The sequence below is a fragment of the Novipirellula artificiosorum genome, assembly GCF_007860135.1.
Lineage (GTDB): Bacteria > Planctomycetota > Planctomycetia > Pirellulales > Pirellulaceae > Novipirellula_A > Novipirellula_A artificiosorum.
In genome coordinates, this window is the sequence record NZ_SJPV01000008.1 from 277,866 (window position 1) to 297,303 (window position 19,438).

Below are 19,438 nucleotides of genomic sequence, written 5' to 3' on the forward strand. Positions count from 1 at the left end.
GTGAGGTTCGACTACCAGTTGAGCGGTTCAAGCCATGCTTGTTTTGCCGTTTTCAGCTCCACGTTCAGCAAGGTTTGATCCGCCGAACGCACCACGAGGTTTTCGATGGATTCTATTGTACCTAGGCGGCGGGCCGTCACACCCGATTCTGAAAAATGCCTTTCAAAAGCGGTGGCATTTTCGGGGGTGACTTCACACAAGAATCGGGTGTTCGATTCGCTGAACAGGATCTCGGTCGCGGACAAACCGGAATCGGCAAACAACTCCAGTTCCAAGGTCATGCCCAGTCCACCCGCCATCGCCATTTCTGTCGCGGCAACCGCCAAGCCACCTTCACTCAGATCGTGGCACGAGCGGACCCATCGATTCTTGATTGCTTGGTACATCGCATCGAATGTTATCTTGGCCAGCGGCTGATCCACGGTTGGAACTTGCCCGCCCGAAATCCCGAGTTCCAACAGCAAGTGCGACCCCCCCAGTTCGGACTTGGTTTCACCAATCAGGAAGACAGCATTGCCGGCTTGCTTGGCGTCCATCGTCACCGCATGGCCAACATCGTCGATTTGCCCCATGGCGCTGATCAGCAAACTAGGAGGAATCGCGATCGTCTGCCGTTTTCCATCACTGTCGCTGTAGCTGAACTCGTTGTTCAAACTATCTTTACCGCTGACGAAGGGGGTGCCGAGGGTCATCGCCATGTCTTGACATGCTATCGCCGCACGTACCAGCGAGCCGAGTGTTTCCGAGCGATCCGTGTAGCCCCAGCAGAAATTGTCGAGAATCGCAATTTGACGGGGATCGGCTCCGACAGCAACCGCGTTGCGAATCGCTTCGTCGATCGCCGACGTCGCCATATGGTAGGTATCAAAGTCACCGTAATGCGGGTTCATCCCACACGACATCACCAAGCCTCGACGACTTTGCAGTCGCGGTTTCACGACCGCAGCATCACTGGGCCCATCACATTGTGGACCGACCAGTGGTTTGACGACGCTGCCGCCTTGGACCTCGTGATCGTATTGGCGAATGATCCAATGTTTGCTGGCGACGTTCAGACTGCCCATGACCTTGAGCAGTACGTCGGCATGTCCCTCCGCATCAAGCGAAGGCAAACAGGCCGCTTCGGTTGGCCGTGGATGGTAGACGGCATCGCGGATGATCGGCGGGCGTCCATCGTGCAGAAACGACATCGAAACATCGCCGACAACGTGACCCTGATAGGTCAGTTGCAGCCTTCCGGTGGGTGCGAATCGACCGAGGATTGCTGCTTCGACTCCCTCACTTTCACAAAGCTCGCGTAGCTCATCCCACGATTCCGGCGGCACGGAAACGACCATTCGCTCTTGCGCCTCCGAGATCCAAATTTCCGTGTAGGTCAAACCGTCGTACTTCAGCGGTGCCTTCTCCAGCCACACTTCCGCACCGATCTTTTCCCCCATCTCCCCTACGGCGCTCGAAAAACCACCGGCGCCGCAATCGGTCACCGCGTTGTACAAACCACGGTCACGGGCTTGCATCAATACATCAAGGACCATCTTTTCCGTGATGGCGTTACCGATTTGAACGGCGCCGCCCGAAAGCGACTCGGACTCGCTGGTGAGTTCGGCCGAGCTAAAGGTCGCGCCATGAATCCCATCACGCCCCGTGCGTCCACCAATCGCGACAATCAAATCGTCGGGCATGACTTCCTTCTCTTCCATGCCGATGGGAATCATTCCCACGTTGCCGCAATAGACGAGCGGATTGCCGAGGTACCGCGGGTCGAAATAGACCGCGCCGTTGACCGTGGGGATGCCCATCCGATTCCCGTAATCTCGCACCCCCGATACCACACCCTTCATCACACGACGGGGATGCAGGACTCCCGGCGGCAAGGTTCTGGGGTCGGTGTCTGGCGGCGCGAAGCAGAACACGTCGGTATTGCAAACGGGCTTGGCTCCCATCCCCGTTCCCATCGGGTCGCGGATCACGCCGCCAAGCCCGGTATTCGCACCGCCATAGGGCTCCAGTGCAGACGGGTGATTGTGTGTTTCCACTTTAAAGCAGACGTGAAATTCGTCGTCGAACGTCACGACACCCGCATTGTCCTTAAAGACGCTGACGCACCAATCGTCTTCACCAAGCGATTTGCGAATCGACTGCGTCGCCGCGAAGATCGTTTCCTTCAGCATGTTGTCATATTGACGCTCATCGGCTTCGGGAGTGCCGTCAGCGCCAGGGCCACGGTAGTGGATTCGCCCTGCCAACGTCTTGTGACTGCAGTGCTCAGACCAAGTCTGGGCAATCGTTTCCAGTTCGATATCCGTTGGATCACGTCCGATCGAGATAAAGTGGTCACGAATCGTCTCCATTTCGACAAGCGTGAGGTAAAGCTGCCCATCACGCGAGAGCTTTTCGAGTTGCTCTCCCTCGAGTTCAAGGATTGGAACGGTCACCCGTTGAAACGCGTGGGGTTGGCCCACGTCGAGTTGGTCCATTTCGAGCGGACCCACGACGACTTGCTCGATCGAGTCATTCGAGAGGGCGCGACGGCAGATCGAATCAAGCATGGCATCGTCAACGTCACTCAGCCAATACTTGCGAAGAGTCCGCACCGCGTGAACGTCAAAACCGATATCGCGGGCTGCCGCAATCGTACTGGCAGCAACAGGATCCATCACTCCCGGTTTCGGCAACACATTAACGAGCGTCATGTTTTCGCCTGGGGGCTCGTTGAGTGCGTCTTGACCGGCAATCGCGACCACCGATCGCTCGGTGACGCTATCGGCCAACAAGGTTTCGGCCAACTGGATTGCTTGATCGTGAGCAAAGTCGCCTTGGACCAAAAATCCGCGAGCAAAATCAACCTTCAGTGAATCGTGCAGCCCAAGCTCATGAATCTCTTCTTGGGTCCGCAGAGCTTCACGGTCGGTTTGTCCGTCCGCAGGGTAAATATCAATCTGCCAAAGCGGCATCGTCGCGTTCCTCAAGAATGGTAAACAGTGTTTCTAGCTATCGTGCTTGATCTCGAATGCTCTTGGCTTGCTGAAGCCAACGCAATAATCCAACGTCGTCGGAGTCTTTCAGCATCTGCTGCAAATCGTCGATCGAACCGGCGAGTTGTGCAAGTTGCCGTCGGATCGCTTGGCGATTTTCTTGGCAAATCGCCAACCACATCCCCGGATCGCCTGCGGCAACGCGAGTGATGTCGAGCCACCCGCTGCCGACCAGGTTTGCGGAATCTGCAGCAACCAAGTTGGCAACCGCCGACGATGCCAAGTGTGGCACATGGCTGACGGCTGCCAAGTGGTCGTCGTGTTCTGCGGGCGTCATGGTCACGGTTCGCGAGCCGGTCAATTGCCAAAACCGTTCCGCCCGCTTGAGTTGTTCGACCGAGGTTTGCGGATGCGGAGTTAAAACGGTCATCTTGCCACGAAAAAGGTCGGCACAGGCATAATCCGCCCCCGTCTTTTCGCTGCCCGCGATCGGGTGAGCTGCGACGAACTTCTGGATCGCGTCGTGGTCTTTTGCAACGGCATCTACAATCCCTTGCTTGGTGCTGCCGACGTCGGTGATCAGACAGTCTGCGGGCGATGCAGCGGAAGCACGCAAGGAAAAATCGGCGATATGGTTTACGGGCGTGGCCACCACCACGACGTCCGCATCGCGGCTGGCGGTCTCAATCGAATCGGTTCCCGAATCGATCACGTGGTTCAGCAGCAAGGATTCGCGTTTGCCAGGATCGCGGACGACACCGGTGACATGAAGGTCTTTGATCGTGGCACGTACCGATTTTGCCACGCTCGCGCCAAGCAGCCCAACGCCAACGATTGCGATTCGACGGGGCCAATCATTCACGGCAATCGATGTCCCATCTTTTCTCGTTTGGTTTCCAAGTACTTCTTGTTGTAAACGTTTGGATCTGACACGATCGGGACTTGATCCACCACTCGTAAATCAAAGCCTCGCAAATTGAACGCTTCCGTCTTCTTGGGATTGTTGGTCAACAACCGGATGTCGCTGAGTCCTAGGTCCTTCAAGATTTGCAGCCCAATTCCATAATCCCGCATGTCTGCCTTGAACCCGAGCGCATGGTTGGCTTCCACGGTATCGAGCCCTTTGTCTTGCAACGCATAGGCACGGATCTTTTGGGCCAACCCAATTCCACGTCCCTCTTGAGGCAAATAGATCAGAGCCCCGCGACCCTCGGCACTGATCATTTCCATGGCCATGTGTAATTGATCGCCACAATCACATCGTAGCGAGGCCACTAAATCGCCGGTAAAACAACTGCTGTGCATCCGCACCAAGGGGGCGATTCCGGGTGCGGTCAAATCGCCACAATACAGCGCAATCGGTTGCTGGGCTTCGTATTCCACCGAGTACACCACGATCCGAAAATCGCCGTACATCGTTGGCAGAGACGTTTCGGCAGCGCGACTGATTAATTTCTCGCTGACGCGGCGATGCGAAATCAATTGCTCGATGCTGATGATTTTTAGGTTCCGTTGCCTGGCGATCGCCGCCAAACCATCTCGGGTCGCCCGGTCGCCCGTTTCGTCGAGCACCTCACAAACGACCCCTGCTGGTTTCAGCCCTGCCATTCGAGCCAAGTCGACCGCCGCTTCGGTGTGCCCGGCCCGTCTCAGCACCCCACCTTGCTTGGCGAGCAAGGGGTAAACGTGCCCGGGGCGAACAAATTCGCTTGCGCTCGCGCTGTCGGCTGTCATCCGCAGGATCGTCTCACTTTTTTCCCGTGCTGTGATCCCCGTTCTGGCCGTACGGATGTCGACCGGCGTCATGAAGGCGGTTTTCAGGGGGGCGTCATTGTTGGCGACGATCGGTTGGAGTTCCAGTCGCTTGCAGACGTCAGGCAAAATCGAAACACATAGCTGTCCACGGCCGGACAGCATGAAATTGACCACCTCTGGAGTCGCTTTTTCCGCAGCACAGACGAAATCACCTTCGTTTTCGCGATCTTCGGCATCAACGACGATGATCACTTCGCCGCGACGGATCGCCTCGACCGCTTCCGGGACAGTGTTAAGCTCAATGGCCATGGGGAACTTTTGGTACGCTTCGTTTACAAAGCTGTGGGAAATTTGACGGATCAACGAGTCGACAGTCTCCTATTATACGTCTGAGGGCGAAACCCTCCCACCGCCCAAAAAACGCTTCCATCGAACAGGATTTGAACCCTTGCCAGCGGTTTTACGAAAACGATATCCCCTGCGATTTCGGCGCCTCCCTTTCTGTTTTGCCTTCGCATGCTTATTGGCCTTCGAAAGCTGGATGGTCGGCCAAGCTGTCGCCACCGATCCCTCTTACGAGCTTCGCGCATTTCCAGACCAGCGATACAACCAACGCGTGGATGGCAACGCGGGCCTTTGTGATGTTCTTTTGCCCCCTACCGAGCCACCCACGGGTGGCTACCCAACCGTTCTGGTCGTCCATGGTGGCGGATGGGTCAGCGGCAGCAAATGGACCATCTCGGGCTACTCGCGATTCTTGGCAAACCAAGGCTATGCGACCGTCACGATCAACTACCGGCTCGCTCCGCAGTACCGGTTTCCTGCTCAGCTCGACGATCTCCGCCAGGGGTTGGTCTGGATTGCCAAGCATGCCGAAACCTATCACTTCAACCTTGATTGCGTGGGGCTGTTTGGCTACTCGGCGGGCGGTCACCTTGCGCTACTGTTATCCGCCTTACAAGACGAGCCAACCGAAACGAAGGTGGCTACCAGCGAGTGGAAAGCAAACGATCCTCGCTGGATCGCTTTACCGGCGATCCTCGCGACCTGTGTCGGTGGCCCCCCCTGTGATTTCCAAGACTTGCCACTGGACAATACAACGCTCGCCTACTTCCTGGGCAGCTCGCGGCGCGAGAACCCCAAAGTCTACCAGTTGGCTTCACCGATCGCTCATGTTTCCTGCAAAGACCCGCCCGTCCGAATCATCCACGGTGAAACCGATGCGATCGTTCCGATCCAAGGCAGTGTCGCATTCTCCGATGCAATACGAAACGCCGGAGGGCAATGCCGATTGACAAAACTCCCCGGACAAGGGCACCTGATGACGTTTTTGAACCCGAAAACAAGCGAGGCGGTCCGGGAATTTTTTGCTGAAGCACTCACTGCGAATGACTAAGCGATTGACCACCAAAAGATGTTGGTCGTCGGCACCTGTCGCCAAGTGGGACAAGCAATGACGAAAAATACCGGAAGGTGTATACTCGAACCAACGATCACCTGAAGCGTCGTCGGGAAATCGTTACTAACCGTTGTCGACTCGAACCATCACCTCTGATCAGGTTTTCATGAGCGCAAGATTTCGACTGATTCTCGTTGCAGCCTTGTTGTTTTCAGGATGCAATAAGCGAAATCCGGATACCCCGAGCGGCGGTTCCTCTGGCGCAGGGAGTACCGGTCTCAACGAGCACCACGTCCCTGCGGACGCTGGGCAAGCCCCTAATCTGAGCGATCTGATTCGCTCGCCACAGCCGGAGTCATCACTGGACGGGGAAGCATCGGCCATCGAACCCGAGGCTTCTCCGTTCCAGTTTGAAAACATTGCTGCCGAGGCTGGAGTGCAGCATGTCTATGAGAACGGTGCCACGGGCGACTTGATGATGTCCGAAGGCTTCGGGGGTGGCGTCGGTGCGTTGGACTATGACTTGGATGGGAACTGGGATCTGTTTTTCTCCCAAGGGGGCGACGCGACGAAACCGGCGGGACCTTCGCAACCGTCGGTAGGACTGTTTCGAAACCAATCGCAGTTGGCGTTCCGCAACACGACCAAACAGGCGGGGTTTGGCCGATACGATTACGGTCAAGGCGTTGCGGTCGGTGACTACAATGACGACGGTTTCGACGATCTCTACTTGACTTGCATCGGTCCCAATGTGCTGTTGGAGAATATGGGGGATGGGACGTTTCGCGATGTGACGGTTGCCACCGAAACCGTGGATGGGTCACAGTGGAGCACCTCAGCCGCCTTTGCCGACGTCACAGGGGATGGGCTCTTGGATCTTTATGTCTGCAACTACCTCGAGTACGATCCGAAGCACCCGCTGGATTGTCGCGATTCGAGCGGTGCACGGCGGATCTGTCAGCCTCGTGAAACACCGCCGATGCAGGATGCTTGCTTCATCAACCTCGGCAATGGAACGTTTCGCGACGAGGTTGCGGAGCGAGGTCTGATTGCCGATGGCAGCAAGTCGCTGGGAGTGGCTGTCGCCGACTTTAATGTCGATGGAAAACCGGACATCTATGTTGCCAACGATACCACCGCAAACTTCTTGTTCATGAACTTAGGCGACAGCACTTTCCAAGACCGGGCACTCTTGAATGGATGTGCGGTCAACTACGAAGGACTCTACCAGGCTGGGATGGGCTTGGGGATCGGAGACTATGATGGTGATGGGCTGCAAGACATCTACGTCACTCACTATTACGATGAATCAAATACGTTGTATCGAAACATTGGGCCGGCCGGTTTTCAAGACGTCACCAGCCATCTCGGGCTGCATACACCTACGGTGCAACTTCTCGGTTTTGGTGTCGTGATGGATGATCTCGACCAAGACGGTTTACAAGACATGTTTTTCACGAACGGGCACGTTGAGTATTTCTTGGAAAACCCGCTCTTGAAAATGCCGCCCGCCGCGTTTCAATTTGATGGCAAGCGTTGGCACGATCGAAGCCGGGGTAGCGGATCGTTCTTTTCCGAAAAACATGTCGGCCGTGGTGTCGCGTCAATCGATCTCGACAACGATGGCGACACCGACTTTGCGGTGGTGCATCAAAATGAGCCTGCCGCAGTGCTGAGGAATGACTCGCAGCGAGGTCACTGGTTGAAGGTGTCACTGATCGGTCACGCCTCACCGCGTCGCGGCATTGGGGCGCAGGTCAGTGTGACCGCTGGCGATCGCGTTTTGGTTGAGCAAATGGTGGGGGGCAGCAGTTATCAATCAACCCATCAACCGATGCTGCTGTTTGGGCTCGGCGACTTTAGCGGTCACTGCGACATTGAAATTCGCTGGCCCAGTGGCGAGGTTCAAACGATCGAAGGAGTTGGCATCGATCAGGAGCACGTGATCGAAGAAGGTTTTGGGCGTATCGATGAGTCTTGATTATGAGGTTGAGTCGTTAAGCTTCGCCCGCCCCGAGGGTGGCCTGACGAATCGATGGGGGTTTGGAAACCGATGGAAAGTATCAACCATTCGAAAGGGGGCGTATGGAGCAAGTCAATTGGGTGCCACGAAACCCTCTCCCTCGCTGCGCTCGACCTCTCCCAAAGGGGCGAGGTACACCACCGCTCTCCCTCGCTCTGCTCGACTCTCGCAAAGGGCGAGGTACACCACCCCTCCCGATCGCGGGCTCGTTGTACCTCGCATCTCGGGTGGTGTCTAATGCATCTGCGGGGTAGGTGACGAGATTTCGCTCTGGTCTTTCGACAAACCGCTGCGAATGATTGTTGCCTTGCGGTTCGCGCTGGTGCTGCGAACATGGGAAAGCCTGTTGCACGGAGGTGCGGTTCATGGGTGCGGTGGCTCTCGGACTCCTCGGTCAAAAAACCGGCTCATCCGACCGAAGCGCGCGGAACCCAGACTCAAGGTTTTTTGGAGGTATGGCTCCGGTGTCCAATGATCTCTTAGAAAAGAGTCCCCGACGGTCGGTCGTCCGCCGGGAACCGATAGCACCCTTGGCGTACCGTCGACCGGGATATCCCTTGTCAAGTTGCACCTCTGCAGAGCTCGACTCCGTTTCTACCGGCAACTGCACGATTCTACCGGCAACTGTACGATAACAAGTGAAAATAGCTCCTGCCAGCAATGATGGGACACCGGAGAGATGCCTCGAAAACCTCCTGCGCACGCTTCCGCCGGATGAGCCGAAAAACCTAGGTGCGCAAGAGCCTCAGCAAGCTTACACCTTCGCAAAAATCGGACAAGCGACGTAGACCTTGTGGATCGGAATGCAACGCTGCCACGACCTGTCCAACGCATGGAACACATTCGGACCAGGAGCCAAAAAAATTTCACCGGATTAGGATGTGGGGTACAACGAGCGATCGCGGGAGGGCCCACAACGCGCGGCCAACTTTGATAAGAGGATGCATTAGCCCGGTTCTTCCGCAGGAGCAGAGTCGAGTAGGCTGATGATCAGCGGCAAGAGTTGCTTTTTACGGCTGACCACTTCTTCGAGTTCGTAGAGATTCTCTTCGAGTTCGGGGTAATTGATGTCGTCCCAACCCTCCGGTTGTCGGCTCATCAGCAGCAGGCTGCCGTTGCTGGCAATGTTGGTCACCAACAGTGCCGAGAAATCAAGGCTGTGCTCGGAAGCCAAATTTGCAAGCGCCTTTGCGAGTTCGTCTTTGCGTTGCCAGAACAAATCAAAGCCAATTTCTTCAATTTGAGAAATCGAGAATCGGCTATTCGCCTCATGGAATTCCTTGCAATCTTCACGCACCACTTCGTCGGGCGTGCAAGACCGTAGAGCGGAACCGACTTCGAAGAATTCATTCGCGTAGGCTTCCAAATCCAATTCACAAAACTGCTGGAGCCACTCTAGGAGATCTCGGTCGATCTCGGTGGTTGTGGGCGACCGCAGATACAAGGTGTCGCTAATGATTCCCGACGCCATGCACAACGCGACCGCGGGGGAAGGGGACATTTGTGCTTGGCGGAATTTGCGAGCCACCAACGTACAGGTTGACCCAACCGGTTCGAGCGTGAAGCGAATCGGATCCGACGATCTCAGCGATCCACCGAGGCGGTGATGGTCAAGCACTTCGGCGATATCGGCGTCCTCGGCTCCATTGACCGCTTGTGACAATTCATTGTGGTCAACCAAGACAATCTCTGGTTTGGGTGGATTGACCAAGTCGCTCTTGCTGATCACGCCAATCAGTTTTCCGTTATCGAGTACAGGGAAAACGGTTTGAGGTGCGCGAACGATCTGTTGTCGGGCCGTACAAACGGGCAGCTTGGCGGGCAACGTGACAAAATCCCGCTCGATGACCGAATCGACCAATCTTGCAGCTTTGATTCGCATCGTGGTCGTCGCGGTATCATACGGACTGATGATCACCGAAACGCCGCGAGCTTGTGCGAGTTGCATCAAGCCGCTGGACAGCTCAAAACCGCCGGTGACCACGAGGGCCCTGGCTCCCATCTCCAGTGCAGGCAGTTGGATCGTTGGTCGATCTCCGCTGACGACCAGCAACCGCTCGGAGGGAAAACCTTTCAACCGAGTGGTAAACCCTTCGGCGCTCATCGCGCCGACGGTCAGGATAAAATCGTCGGTGCGGTCGGGTTCAACGGCGTGCGCCAACCTGCCGCCAAGTACCGACGCGACTTTACTGAGGTTGCTGCAGACCTCACGTGAATGCAGCGGATCGACGCCCCCCTGAAACACGAGCTCCAACAGATCCAAAAGCGAAACGATGCCGACCAACCGTTCGTCGTCATCCAGCACGGGGATTGCACGCAGGGAATGCTGCTTCATCAACTGATAGACTTCGAAAAACGCGTCATCATGCCGTGCAGCGATCACGGACCGTTGGCAAACATCCTCCAATTCGGGGCGGATATCCATGATGATTCGGGGATGCGTTAAATGCGCTTTGCGGAGCGCGAACTCGGTCCGTTGGTTCGGCGCCCCGCAACTGGCAGCGACCGCATCGGGGCGCGTCGTCCGTTTTAGAAAGTCCGCGTACGCAATCGCGCTGCAAATCGAATCGGTGTCAGGATTGCGATGTCCGAAGACGTAAATCGTCATGAAAAGCTCTTTGACGCGAAGAAGACAGGTAACAGCCAAGCAGGGTGGCGGCATCGGAATCGAGGCCATCGATCAGCCAATGGATTACCACGGGGGCCTCGATGGCTATGCTTCCAGGATCGTTCGTGCTGCCTCAATGATGGCTTCCGGTTCGCTCATTCGGCCCTCGCCCCTTACCCGGCAACTTAGCCATCCGGTATCGGGACCCACGACGTGACAGCCATCGCGCCGCAGTGTAGCGATGTTACGCTGCACCGATGGTTTCCCCCACATGGAAGCACTCATCGCAGGAGCCAATAGCACGGGACACTCGACTTGCAAATACAGCGTGCTGACCAAATCGTCCGCCAGACCGTTGGCGAATTTGGAAAGCAAGTTCGCGGTGGCGGGGGCGACAATCATCAAATCCAAGTCTCGGCTGCATTCAATGTGGCCGCCTAAAGGCTGCTGGTTGCTGTCGAACGAATCCATCGCCACCGGTTTACCGGACAAGGCAGCAAACGTCGTGGGGCCGACGAACCGGGTCGCAGAACCGGTCATGGCAGTCCGCAAATCGTTTCCGGACTGCACCAATCGGCTGCACACCACCGCGGATTTGTAGGCGGCAATCCCGCCACCGATAGCCAACAAAATGGCGCGACTGCCGGTGGTCATAGATCCGATGCATCCAAATCAGGCCCGTCGGAGGACGCCTCGGCAGCAGCGGTCAACTCTTCGAGCGATTGCACCTCATTGTCCATGTTCAAGACGATTTTGTCTTGTACGATTTCCTGCAGCACGATCGACATTTTGTCGTGCGTGTCGACGTTCACCAAGGCTCGGCTGCCTTGGTTTAGCTGAACCAACCGCTTCTGGATCAGCGTGCTTAACTTAAAGCGTCCACCGACCTTGTTGACGATTTCTTCTTCTTTTAGCTCTTCGAGCATCTTTGTTTTTCCTTTTGGTCTTTCAAAATTTGGCAGATATCCGAGACGGCGCGATCGACCGACTCGTTGATGATTTCGTATTGGTAGCGATGCAGGGACTGCATTTCACGATGTGCCGTTTCCATTCGCGATGTGATGGCTTCCTCCGATTCGGTACCTCGATCCCGAAGCCGCCGTTCCAATTCATCCATGGTCCCAGGGTGAAGGAATAGCGAAATGGGGCTGAACGCTTGTTGGTCCAGTATGGCCAGTGCGCCTTGAACGTCGATCTCCAAAATTACCCATTTCCCAGTATTTAGACCAGTGGCGACCTGTTCTTTCAGGGTTCCGTACCAATGCCCGCAGCCGAAAACCTCTTTGTGTTCCAAAAAGTCGCCGCCACGGATCCGATCTTGAAATTCGCCATCCGAGAGAAAGAAATAGTCCTCACCATGCTGTTCGCCCGGCCTCGGGGCACGCGTGGTTGCGGAAATGCTCAGCTGAAGCGGCAGATCGCATTCGCTCAACAAGCGGCGCACGACCGTCGACTTCCCCGCTCCACTGGGACCGGAAATGATGACCAATCGGCCTGCGGGGGATCTGTTGTTCATTGTCGTTCTGCGGCGAAGATGTCCCGTTCGCAAGCGGCTGGCGCCAAGCTCGAAACGTCCCCCGCCCCGCTCTCTCGGGGTTACTCTAAATTCTGAACCAATTCTCGGATGCGTTCAATTGCGCATTTGATTTCAACGACGTGAGCTGAGATCTCGGTGTCGGACGCCTTGCTGCCGATCGTGTTCGTTTCTCGGAGCATTTCCTGGACGATGAACTCCAACTTGCGGCCCGTCGGCTCGGCGCCATTTTCGCCTCCGCTGCCATCCAAGACGCTCTGGCTCATTCGCAAATGACTGCCAAGCCGCGTGATCTCTTCACTGAAGTCGGACCGATCGGCATAGATTTGGACCTCTCGCAGCAAGTCGATTTTGGACACTTCGACTTCATGTTTTGCAAGTAAACGCTGTACCTTCGTCTCCAAACGCCTCTGGTAGGCTTCGACACAGCGGGGAGCAAGTTCGGCGATCTGTTCGACATGCTTTCCGATTGTTTCGCACTCGCTGCGTAGCGTTTCGGCCATGTGTGAACCTTCCTGCGCTCGCATCGCATTCAGATTCTCGATCGCGGCCATGATCGTTTGTTCGATCACTTTCCAAAGCGTTTTGTTATCCCGTTGGTCGCTTTGCGACTGGATGATCACCCCCGGAAGCAGCGCGAGTTGGGCCAAGTCAATCGTCACGTTGCTGCCGTCTCCCGGTCCCGCAAGGTCGGAGCGTGCGATGGATTCACGAGATTGCTGCAGTTGTCTCAGGTAGCCCTGCAACACCTCTTGATCAATTTGGGGGACCGTATCGGCCGGCGGCCGTTTCCATGAGATCGACAAACTGACGCTGCCGCGATGGATCAAGGAACGCGCAAGCGACTCGATCCGACTTTCGAACGCCGAGAGCGAATCGAGCGAACGCAGGATGCACTTAAACCCACGGTTATTCACCGTCCGGACCTCGACGAAGATCGTCCCCAGATCCGATGGCTGCGAAGCATGGCCTTGTCCGGTCATGCTGCGGATTTGATGGAACGTATTGGGATTCATGCGGCCGCTAATTGCCGTCTCCGGTTTCCGGGGCCGCTTCTTCCGGGGCCGCTTCTTCCGGGGCCGCTTCTTCCGGGGCCGATTCGTCGCTGGCTTCCGCCGATTCCGGTCCATCGGTGGATTCGGCTGTTCGCGACGATTCCGCTTCGGAGGTTGCCGGTGTCAGTTCGAGCGAACCTTCGCTTGACCCTTCCGGGCTGCTCAGTCCCGCATCCAAGCTGGCTGCTGGCGCTGCCAAGTCTTCGTCGCTGATCGGTGGAATGGAAATGTCGTCGGCACCACGATCACCAGGCCCCGATTCAACTGACGGGGAACTCGTGATGGTCGCGGTCGGTTTGTGTGTCCCGAGCAACCACATCGTGAATGCGCAAGTGAACGCCCAGACGGTGGCGACCACAACGGTGATGACCGTGAACGTGTCGCCCGCTTTGCTGCCGAATGCACTTTGGCCGCCAGGTCCGCCGAGAGCCCCGGTCAATCCGCCTCCCTTGCCCCGTTGGATCAAGACCAACAGAATCAGAAAAAGCGAGAGAAAACCCATCAACCAGCCCAGCAATGCGCCGGTGATCGTTCCGATGATAAAAGTGTTGGTCATTTACTTGGTCCTAATGGAAGGCGCCGCGAGTCCGTTGATCAGGCAACCCGGGGCGTTTGGAAATGAGCGATCCTTCGTCTTGAGGGAATGGCTCGTATTTTAGCCAGCGGCAATGATTCTATTAGCCAGCGGCAATGATTCCGGCAAAATCCTCGACCTTCAGACTGGCACCGCCGACGAGTGCGCCGTCGATATTCGGTTGGCTGAGCAATTCTTTTGCATTGCCGGGTTTGACACTGCCACCGTATTGAATCCGGATTTGAGCGGCGACATCTTCGCCAAACATCTTGCCGAGTTCTTTGCGGATGAAAGCATGAACTTCCTCGGCTTGCTCGGGTGAGGCGGTTCTTCCCGTGCCAATCGCCCAAATCGGCTCGTAGGCGATCACGATGCCCGCAGCACGAACTTCGTCAAGACCAGCGAGCGATCCGTTGATTTGTCGCTCAATCACTTTCTCGGTTTCGTTCGCTTCTCGCTGTTCGAGCGATTCGCCGACACAGACGATGGGAACCAAGTGACCGGCGAGCGCGGCATGCAACTTCTTGCTGACGTCCGAATCGGTTTCGCCCATCAACGTACGGCGTTCGCTGTGGCCCAAAATCACGTAGTGGCAACCCACATCGGTTAACATCGCGGCGTTGACCTCACCCGTGAAGGCGCCGTCGCCATCGGCATAGAGGTTTTGGGCACCCAATTCAACGGGCGTTCCCGCCACAGCATCATTGACTTCGGTTAAATAGACCGACGGCGGGCACAGAACCACTTGGACCGACGGATGGTCGCCCACGGCAGCGACGACCCCTTTTGCCAGCGCGACGGCACTGTCGCACCGCATGTTCATTTTCCAGTTTCCAGCAATCACAGTTTGGCGAGTCAAGGTATCAGCTCCGGTAGAGGTAAAATGGTTTTTCCAACAAGCTCGGCTAAGCCAGGCATTGGCCCGCGAGCTGACGAGATTGATCGTTTATAGGTGCCTGAGGGCCATCGCTCCTGGCTCGCGTCGGACAATCCTGAACTTCATGTTGCGCACGGTCCGCCCCAGCCCCTCGAACCGGTTCAAGACCTGGTCGATGCGCGTGTCGGTTGCGTTACGTTGCAAGATCACAGCGGGGGCCAGGGGGTGGATGTGCGTACATTTCCGGGCGTTCTGGTATCCCGGCAACGGACAAGCGGGGCAATGTAGCAGGCGACGAGCAGAATCGTCGAGGCCAATGGAGTCGTTTGGCAGCGAAAATGGGTTGATTTGTGGTCAATGGGCTCGTTTTCGGAACGAGCGAGTTTTCGCCCGCAGGTTACCAAGCAAGCAGCTGTAGAAATGCTGTTTCCAGAGCAACTCGGAGATCGTCGGCATTTGGTCAATCGGCTTGCCAGGGCCCGTGGACAGTTTTTCCGAACACTTTTTGACCTGGTGGGAGACAACTTCAAAGGTCTCAACAGGGACCCACGAGAGGTTGAGCGTATTGAGCCGAATCGATTCTCGAGATTCCGCATCGAAGCAAAAGAACTCGCCTCGGTCCGAGCAACGAACCTTTTTAATTTCCTTTTCCGTAAAAATCCGTTCCATTTCCATGCCGTGTTCCTGGCATAGACAATCGTCAAAAGTGCTTCCGTCGATGGTTGTGTTTAGTCGAATCGATTTGACCGTTTGCCTTTTCTTCAGTTCCGCGAAGGCCGACATCTCGTTGAAAGAAAAAGTGGGTTCCTGCTCGTCAAAGAACCGCTGCTTTTGTTGCAAAAAGGCTTCGTCGCCAAACAAGACGTTGATGAAGTTCAGAAACCGCAGTAGGAAGGAGGCATCGGGCACAAAACCGTTTAAACAATCTCCGTTGCACTGCTCGGTGCAGTCATAGGCATCAAACTTGGATTCATGTTCCCTCAATGAAACGAGAACCATCGTGTCAGAGTCGAAATGCCAGAATGATGGGTGGTCGTGTTCGACGAGGAAGTTGTAGACGTAGAACCACCGTTTGAATACAAACTTGAGCCAATCGACGCGGCCACGCATGTGCCGGTGCAACGGACCTTGGACCGTGCGATAAAGACGGTCAAACTGCTCGATCAGGTGACCATAGTCAAAATCACGGTAAAGCAAATGGTCAATGCCCTTGGCGGGCCCTATCCAGCGGTTTTTTTCATCGCCAAGCAGGATGATCGGCTTGTCAGGATTCGTTAGCCGAGCTGTTTCCAAGACATAGGGTAAGTAGCGACTGTTGTCGAAATGGCAAAACAGGATCGGTGAATCGGTCATGGAGTTCTTCGGACGTTCCTCTACGCGGCGCGCGAATGCGGAACGGGATTCGATTGGTAATCGAGCCGAAAACGCTTCCAAAATGGTCGTCTCTTTTTTCTCGACTCGTCGTTAAAGATATGCTCAAACGAAAATTTGTCAGCATCGGTGTCTTGAACGACATCGTCACAGTGGGTGATTTCGGCCAAGGATGATCGCTTCATGTTTGCGTACGGGGTGCCTTTGGTGGTGTGTGTTGCATTGGGACCAAAGCCAATATTGGTCACCAGATTTTCGTTGGGGTGAGCGTTCAGACCACCGAGTGACCAGCAATGAAGAAGCCACTGGAAATCCCATGTGTCGATCTTTTTTTCGTGAACCGAATCAAGCAGTTGAGTCCAGTGCTTCCGTTCTTTCGTCGTTGGAAAGACGGATTCAAGGAATCCCGATTCCCGAAGGGCCGGCCACTTGGAAATCGATAGATCGTAGTTTTGCCATGCTCGGCGCCACGTTGCCCAGCCCCAGCAGTGCAGGTACCGCGAGAAATAATAGCTTGCCGACCCACGAGCATGGCCCTGTTGGAAATTGTTTCCGCTAATCCCCGTGACTCGCGTGTCGTCTTGGTAGCGATCAAGCAGGGATTTGCAATAGGAAAAGAAGGTCGGATCGGGGATGCAGTCGTCTTCGAGGATGATCAAGCGATCGACATGCTCAAAGGCTTCGGTGATCCCAGAGCTGACTCGTCGACCACAGCCCAGGTTTTCGCTGGCATAGATGCGAACGACTTCGCAGTCCCAGTCAACGTTTTCGGCGATCCGGCGCGAAGCTTCGACCTTTTCGGCTTCACCCGGAGCGTTGGGTCGGGCGGCATCGCTGATCAAGAACAGTTTGCTGGGCCGTGCCTCGCGGATCGATTGAAAGGACTGAGCCGTTTCCGTTGGGCGGTTGAACGTGATGAACGCCACGGCCGCATCAAGCGATTCGTTCCGTGTTGGAATGGACAAAGTCGGCGAGACGGTTGCCAAACTCTGTTTGGCACTGGTTGCTTCCAAGGCAACCTGGTAGTCGTTTTGCAACAGCGACTTTCGCCGTCGCATTCGTTGCAAGATGCCCATGGCACGGCCGCGAAGCAGTTGGTTCGCTAAGAACGGGCTGACCGGACTTCGGCTGAACAGGTGCAGTCCGCCACGAGCCGAAACGAGTTGCCGACCGTACTGCTGAGCGATTGTTTGAAGTGCTTTTTCAGACCAGAGCGCTACATGTTGACCACCTTCGGTCGCGTAGTACCACCACTCGCCCGGCCGAGGTGCGGAATCGGGTTGGGCGACGGTCGAGATCAACCAATGGTCAGCCAGTTGGTCCATCTTGGCGATTTCGACTTGGGGATCCGCCATATGCTCCCAGACTTCAAACGCCGTCAAGAAATCATAGTGCTGCTGTTCGGCATCGGCCTCAAATCCTTTGGCAAACAGGTTTTGGCAATAGGGATCGAGGTGAACGAAGTCGTGTCCGAGGTCTCGCATCATTCGAGTGAACATGCCATAGCCACCACCGTAATCGACACAGCGCGATGCAGTGGGATGCAGATAGCGAAGGGTCAGCGAAGTGATCTTCGAAAACGTCTGATTGCGGCGGACTAAGCCGACATCCGTAGGAATGATCGCGTCTTGGTAGGCTTCGTCGAGCCAGTAGGGTTGTTCCGTTTGGATGAACCGGCACTCACAGCAGCGAAAATACTCGATGTCGTATTTTCCCATGATCGTAGCCGCTCCAAATGATTTGGCCGAAGCGGAACAGACGCGACAAGTTTGGGACATGGAACAAGCCATCAATATGGGTTTTCGTACATTGCTCGCTGCTGTTTAGCAAAGTTATCCGCCGGGTCGAAAGAGCGGATAATCACACCCGCGCACGCTGGGATGGGGCTTGGAGGTGACTACGGCAGACCAAGTGATGCTATCAAGAGGATGTCTGAAGTTGACACAAGGTGGTGAAACTCGATACATCCGACTTCATCGATTGAGCGTCAAGCTTCACGATCTCATTTCGTTCGCTTCCTCTTTTTACCCGTTTAGACTTTCTGCCTTCGAGCCGTTGGAACGACCCATGCAAACTCGGTATTCCCAAGAGGCACCGCCAGAACTGTGTCCACGAACATCGATACGGACACATCCTAAAAACCTAATCGCCGAAGATTTGCACGTTTTTAAGTCTTGCCTTGCTTACGACATGCCTGCGGCAACCGTGCGGGTACTGCATTCGGTCGAGGCACACGGTCGTGGCCCACTTCGTCAAAACAGCGAATACTTGGTCGAATCGTTCGTTTGCGAGGATCATGCATTCACGTGGCGTCGACGACGCGGGCATTGGCGAGCGGCACTGGAACGTCGGTTGCAAAGGAGAAGTCACCTTTCGGATCCTGTGATTTGGATCACTGACAATTGGAGTTGTGGGTACTATCACTGGATTTGCGATGCTCTGCCGAGATTGCAACTTGCGTCGCGAGCGTACGACCTTTCGAGGCTAACGCTGTTGCTTCCTTACAAATATCGACGTCACGCGTACATGGTGGAAAGTTTAAAGCCGTTCGGACTGGGGGGGGTTCGCTTCTTGAAGCGTTTTGAAAGAATCGAATGTGACGAAATGGTTTTTCCGTCACACCTCGCTGTCACCGGGAATCACGAAGAGTCGATCATTTGGGAATTGCGAGACCGAATTCTGCAATTTATGCAATCCAACGCAGTGGACCATTCAAGTGCGGCGACTCCAGTGGCAATCGGTGGTGACCGCGTTTACTTGTCACGGAGACTGGCTGGCAAGCGAAGAATTCAGAACGAAAGCGAAGTGTTGTCGGTTCTCAGGAATCATGGATTCGTCGAGTTCGTAGCGGAACAGTATGACTGGGAGACTCAGGTGCGAGTGGCCTCGAACGCAGATGTGTTGGTTGCCAGTCACGGAGGCGGGCTGGCGAATATCATGGTGATGAAACCCGGAAGCCAGGTTCTTGAAATGCGAGATGCGATTGGCCCCATCCCCAATTGCTTCTTCAATCTTGCTTCTGCGGCAGGACTGAACTACTACTACATGTTGTGCCAACGCGCCGACATGAAAAAGGACGCGCACTGGGCCGATATCGTTGTCGATTTAAAAAAGCTGGATCAAACAATTGACCAAATGACAGTGGGCTCCGAGGTGGACGCCAGCAAACCGCGTCGTATTGCTTAGCGCAGCAAAACAAGGACGTTCACGTTTGACTCGGCTAGCAAAGCAGAGGTGCTTCGAGCTTCTTGGCTTCATTGGGGATGC

Annotated in this window: 15 protein-coding genes; 3 read left to right on the plus strand and 12 right to left on the minus strand. The window is 55.5% G+C overall.

Features of this window, described 5'->3' with window-relative positions; all coding sequences use genetic code 11:
• Positions 1-11: 11 nt before the first annotated feature.
• The 3 genes from purL to ribA are packed head-to-tail and all read right to left on the minus strand — an operon-like array spanning position 12 to position 5,039.
• The gene (gene purL, locus Poly41_RS21490) at positions 12-2,954 is read right to left on the minus strand and encodes a phosphoribosylformylglycinamidine synthase subunit PurL (RefSeq protein ID WP_146528783.1); all 2,943 of its coding nucleotides are present in this window, start codon (positions 2,952-2,954) and stop codon (positions 12-14) included.
• A 37-nt stretch (positions 2,955-2,991) separates the two neighbouring features.
• Positions 2,992-3,837, minus strand: coding sequence for a prephenate dehydrogenase (locus Poly41_RS21495; protein ID WP_197231504.1), 846 nt, complete (start codon positions 3,835-3,837; stop codon positions 2,992-2,994).
• Complete coding sequence (ribA, locus tag Poly41_RS21500) at positions 3,834-5,039, minus strand: GTP cyclohydrolase II (protein ID WP_146528785.1); 1,206 nt, start codon at positions 5,037-5,039, stop codon at positions 3,834-3,836. Before ribA ends, Poly41_RS21495 begins: the two co-directional genes overlap by 4 nt.
• Positions 5,040-5,271: 232 nt before the next feature.
• On the opposite strand from ribA, the gene Poly41_RS21505 reads away from it, so the two are divergent.
• Both Poly41_RS21505 and Poly41_RS21510 read left to right on the plus strand, forming a co-directional pair.
• Positions 5,272-6,126: an alpha/beta hydrolase gene (locus tag Poly41_RS21505; protein ID WP_146528786.1), complete on the plus strand. Its 855-nt coding sequence runs from the start codon at positions 5,272-5,274 to the stop codon at positions 6,124-6,126.
• 169 nt (positions 6,127-6,295) lie between these two features.
• Positions 6,296-8,110 (plus strand): CRTAC1 family protein, encoded by a 1,815-nt coding sequence (locus tag Poly41_RS21510; protein WP_146528787.1) that lies wholly within the window; start codon positions 6,296-6,298, stop codon positions 8,108-8,110.
• Positions 8,111-9,098: 988 nt separating this feature from the next.
• Here Poly41_RS21510 and Poly41_RS21515 read toward each other — a convergent pair.
• From Poly41_RS21515 to Poly41_RS21555, 9 genes are all read right to left on the minus strand, one after another.
• The gene (locus tag Poly41_RS21515) at positions 9,099-10,760 is read right to left on the minus strand and encodes a putative manganese-dependent inorganic diphosphatase (RefSeq protein ID WP_146528788.1); all 1,662 of its coding nucleotides are present in this window, start codon (positions 10,758-10,760) and stop codon (positions 9,099-9,101) included.
• Between the two features lie 105 nt (positions 10,761-10,865).
• The gene (locus tag Poly41_RS21520) at positions 10,866-11,414 is read right to left on the minus strand and encodes a flavoprotein (RefSeq protein WP_146528789.1); all 549 of its coding nucleotides are present in this window, start codon (positions 11,412-11,414) and stop codon (positions 10,866-10,868) included.
• Positions 11,411-11,686 carry a DNA-directed RNA polymerase subunit omega gene (locus Poly41_RS21525; RefSeq protein ID WP_146528790.1) on the minus strand — a complete coding sequence of 92 codons (276 nt, stop codon included), beginning with the start codon at positions 11,684-11,686 and terminating at the stop codon, positions 11,411-11,413. The genes Poly41_RS21520 and Poly41_RS21525 overlap by 4 nt, the downstream gene beginning before the upstream one ends.
• Positions 11,671-12,276 (minus strand): guanylate kinase, encoded by a 606-nt coding sequence (gene gmk, locus Poly41_RS21530; RefSeq protein ID WP_146528791.1) that lies wholly within the window; start codon positions 12,274-12,276, stop codon positions 11,671-11,673. Before gmk ends, Poly41_RS21525 begins: the two co-directional genes overlap by 16 nt.
• A gap of 80 nt (positions 12,277-12,356) precedes the next feature.
• Entirely contained in the window at positions 12,357-13,310 is a 954-nt protein-coding gene (locus Poly41_RS21535) for a YicC family protein (protein ID WP_197231505.1), read from the minus strand.
• Positions 13,311-13,317: 7 nt separating this feature from the next.
• Complete coding sequence (secG, locus tag Poly41_RS21540; RefSeq protein WP_146528793.1) at positions 13,318-13,905, minus strand: preprotein translocase subunit SecG; 588 nt, start codon at positions 13,903-13,905, stop codon at positions 13,318-13,320.
• A 121-nt stretch (positions 13,906-14,026) separates the two neighbouring features.
• Positions 14,027-14,782, minus strand: coding sequence for a triose-phosphate isomerase (gene tpiA, locus Poly41_RS21545; protein ID WP_146528794.1), 756 nt, complete (start codon positions 14,780-14,782; stop codon positions 14,027-14,029).
• A gap of 372 nt (positions 14,783-15,154) precedes the next feature.
• Positions 15,155-16,153: a hypothetical protein gene (locus Poly41_RS21550; RefSeq protein WP_146528795.1), complete on the minus strand. Its 999-nt coding sequence runs from the start codon at positions 16,151-16,153 to the stop codon at positions 15,155-15,157.
• Positions 16,154-16,173: 20 nt separating this feature from the next.
• Entirely contained in the window at positions 16,174-17,889 is a 1,716-nt protein-coding gene (locus Poly41_RS21555) for a class I SAM-dependent methyltransferase (protein WP_197231506.1), read from the minus strand.
• 349 nt (positions 17,890-18,238) lie between these two features.
• On the opposite strand from Poly41_RS21555, the gene Poly41_RS21560 reads away from it, so the two are divergent.
• Positions 18,239-19,357: a glycosyltransferase family 61 protein gene (locus tag Poly41_RS21560; protein WP_197231507.1), complete on the plus strand. Its 1,119-nt coding sequence runs from the start codon at positions 18,239-18,241 to the stop codon at positions 19,355-19,357.
• Positions 19,358-19,438: the final 81 nt, after the last annotated feature.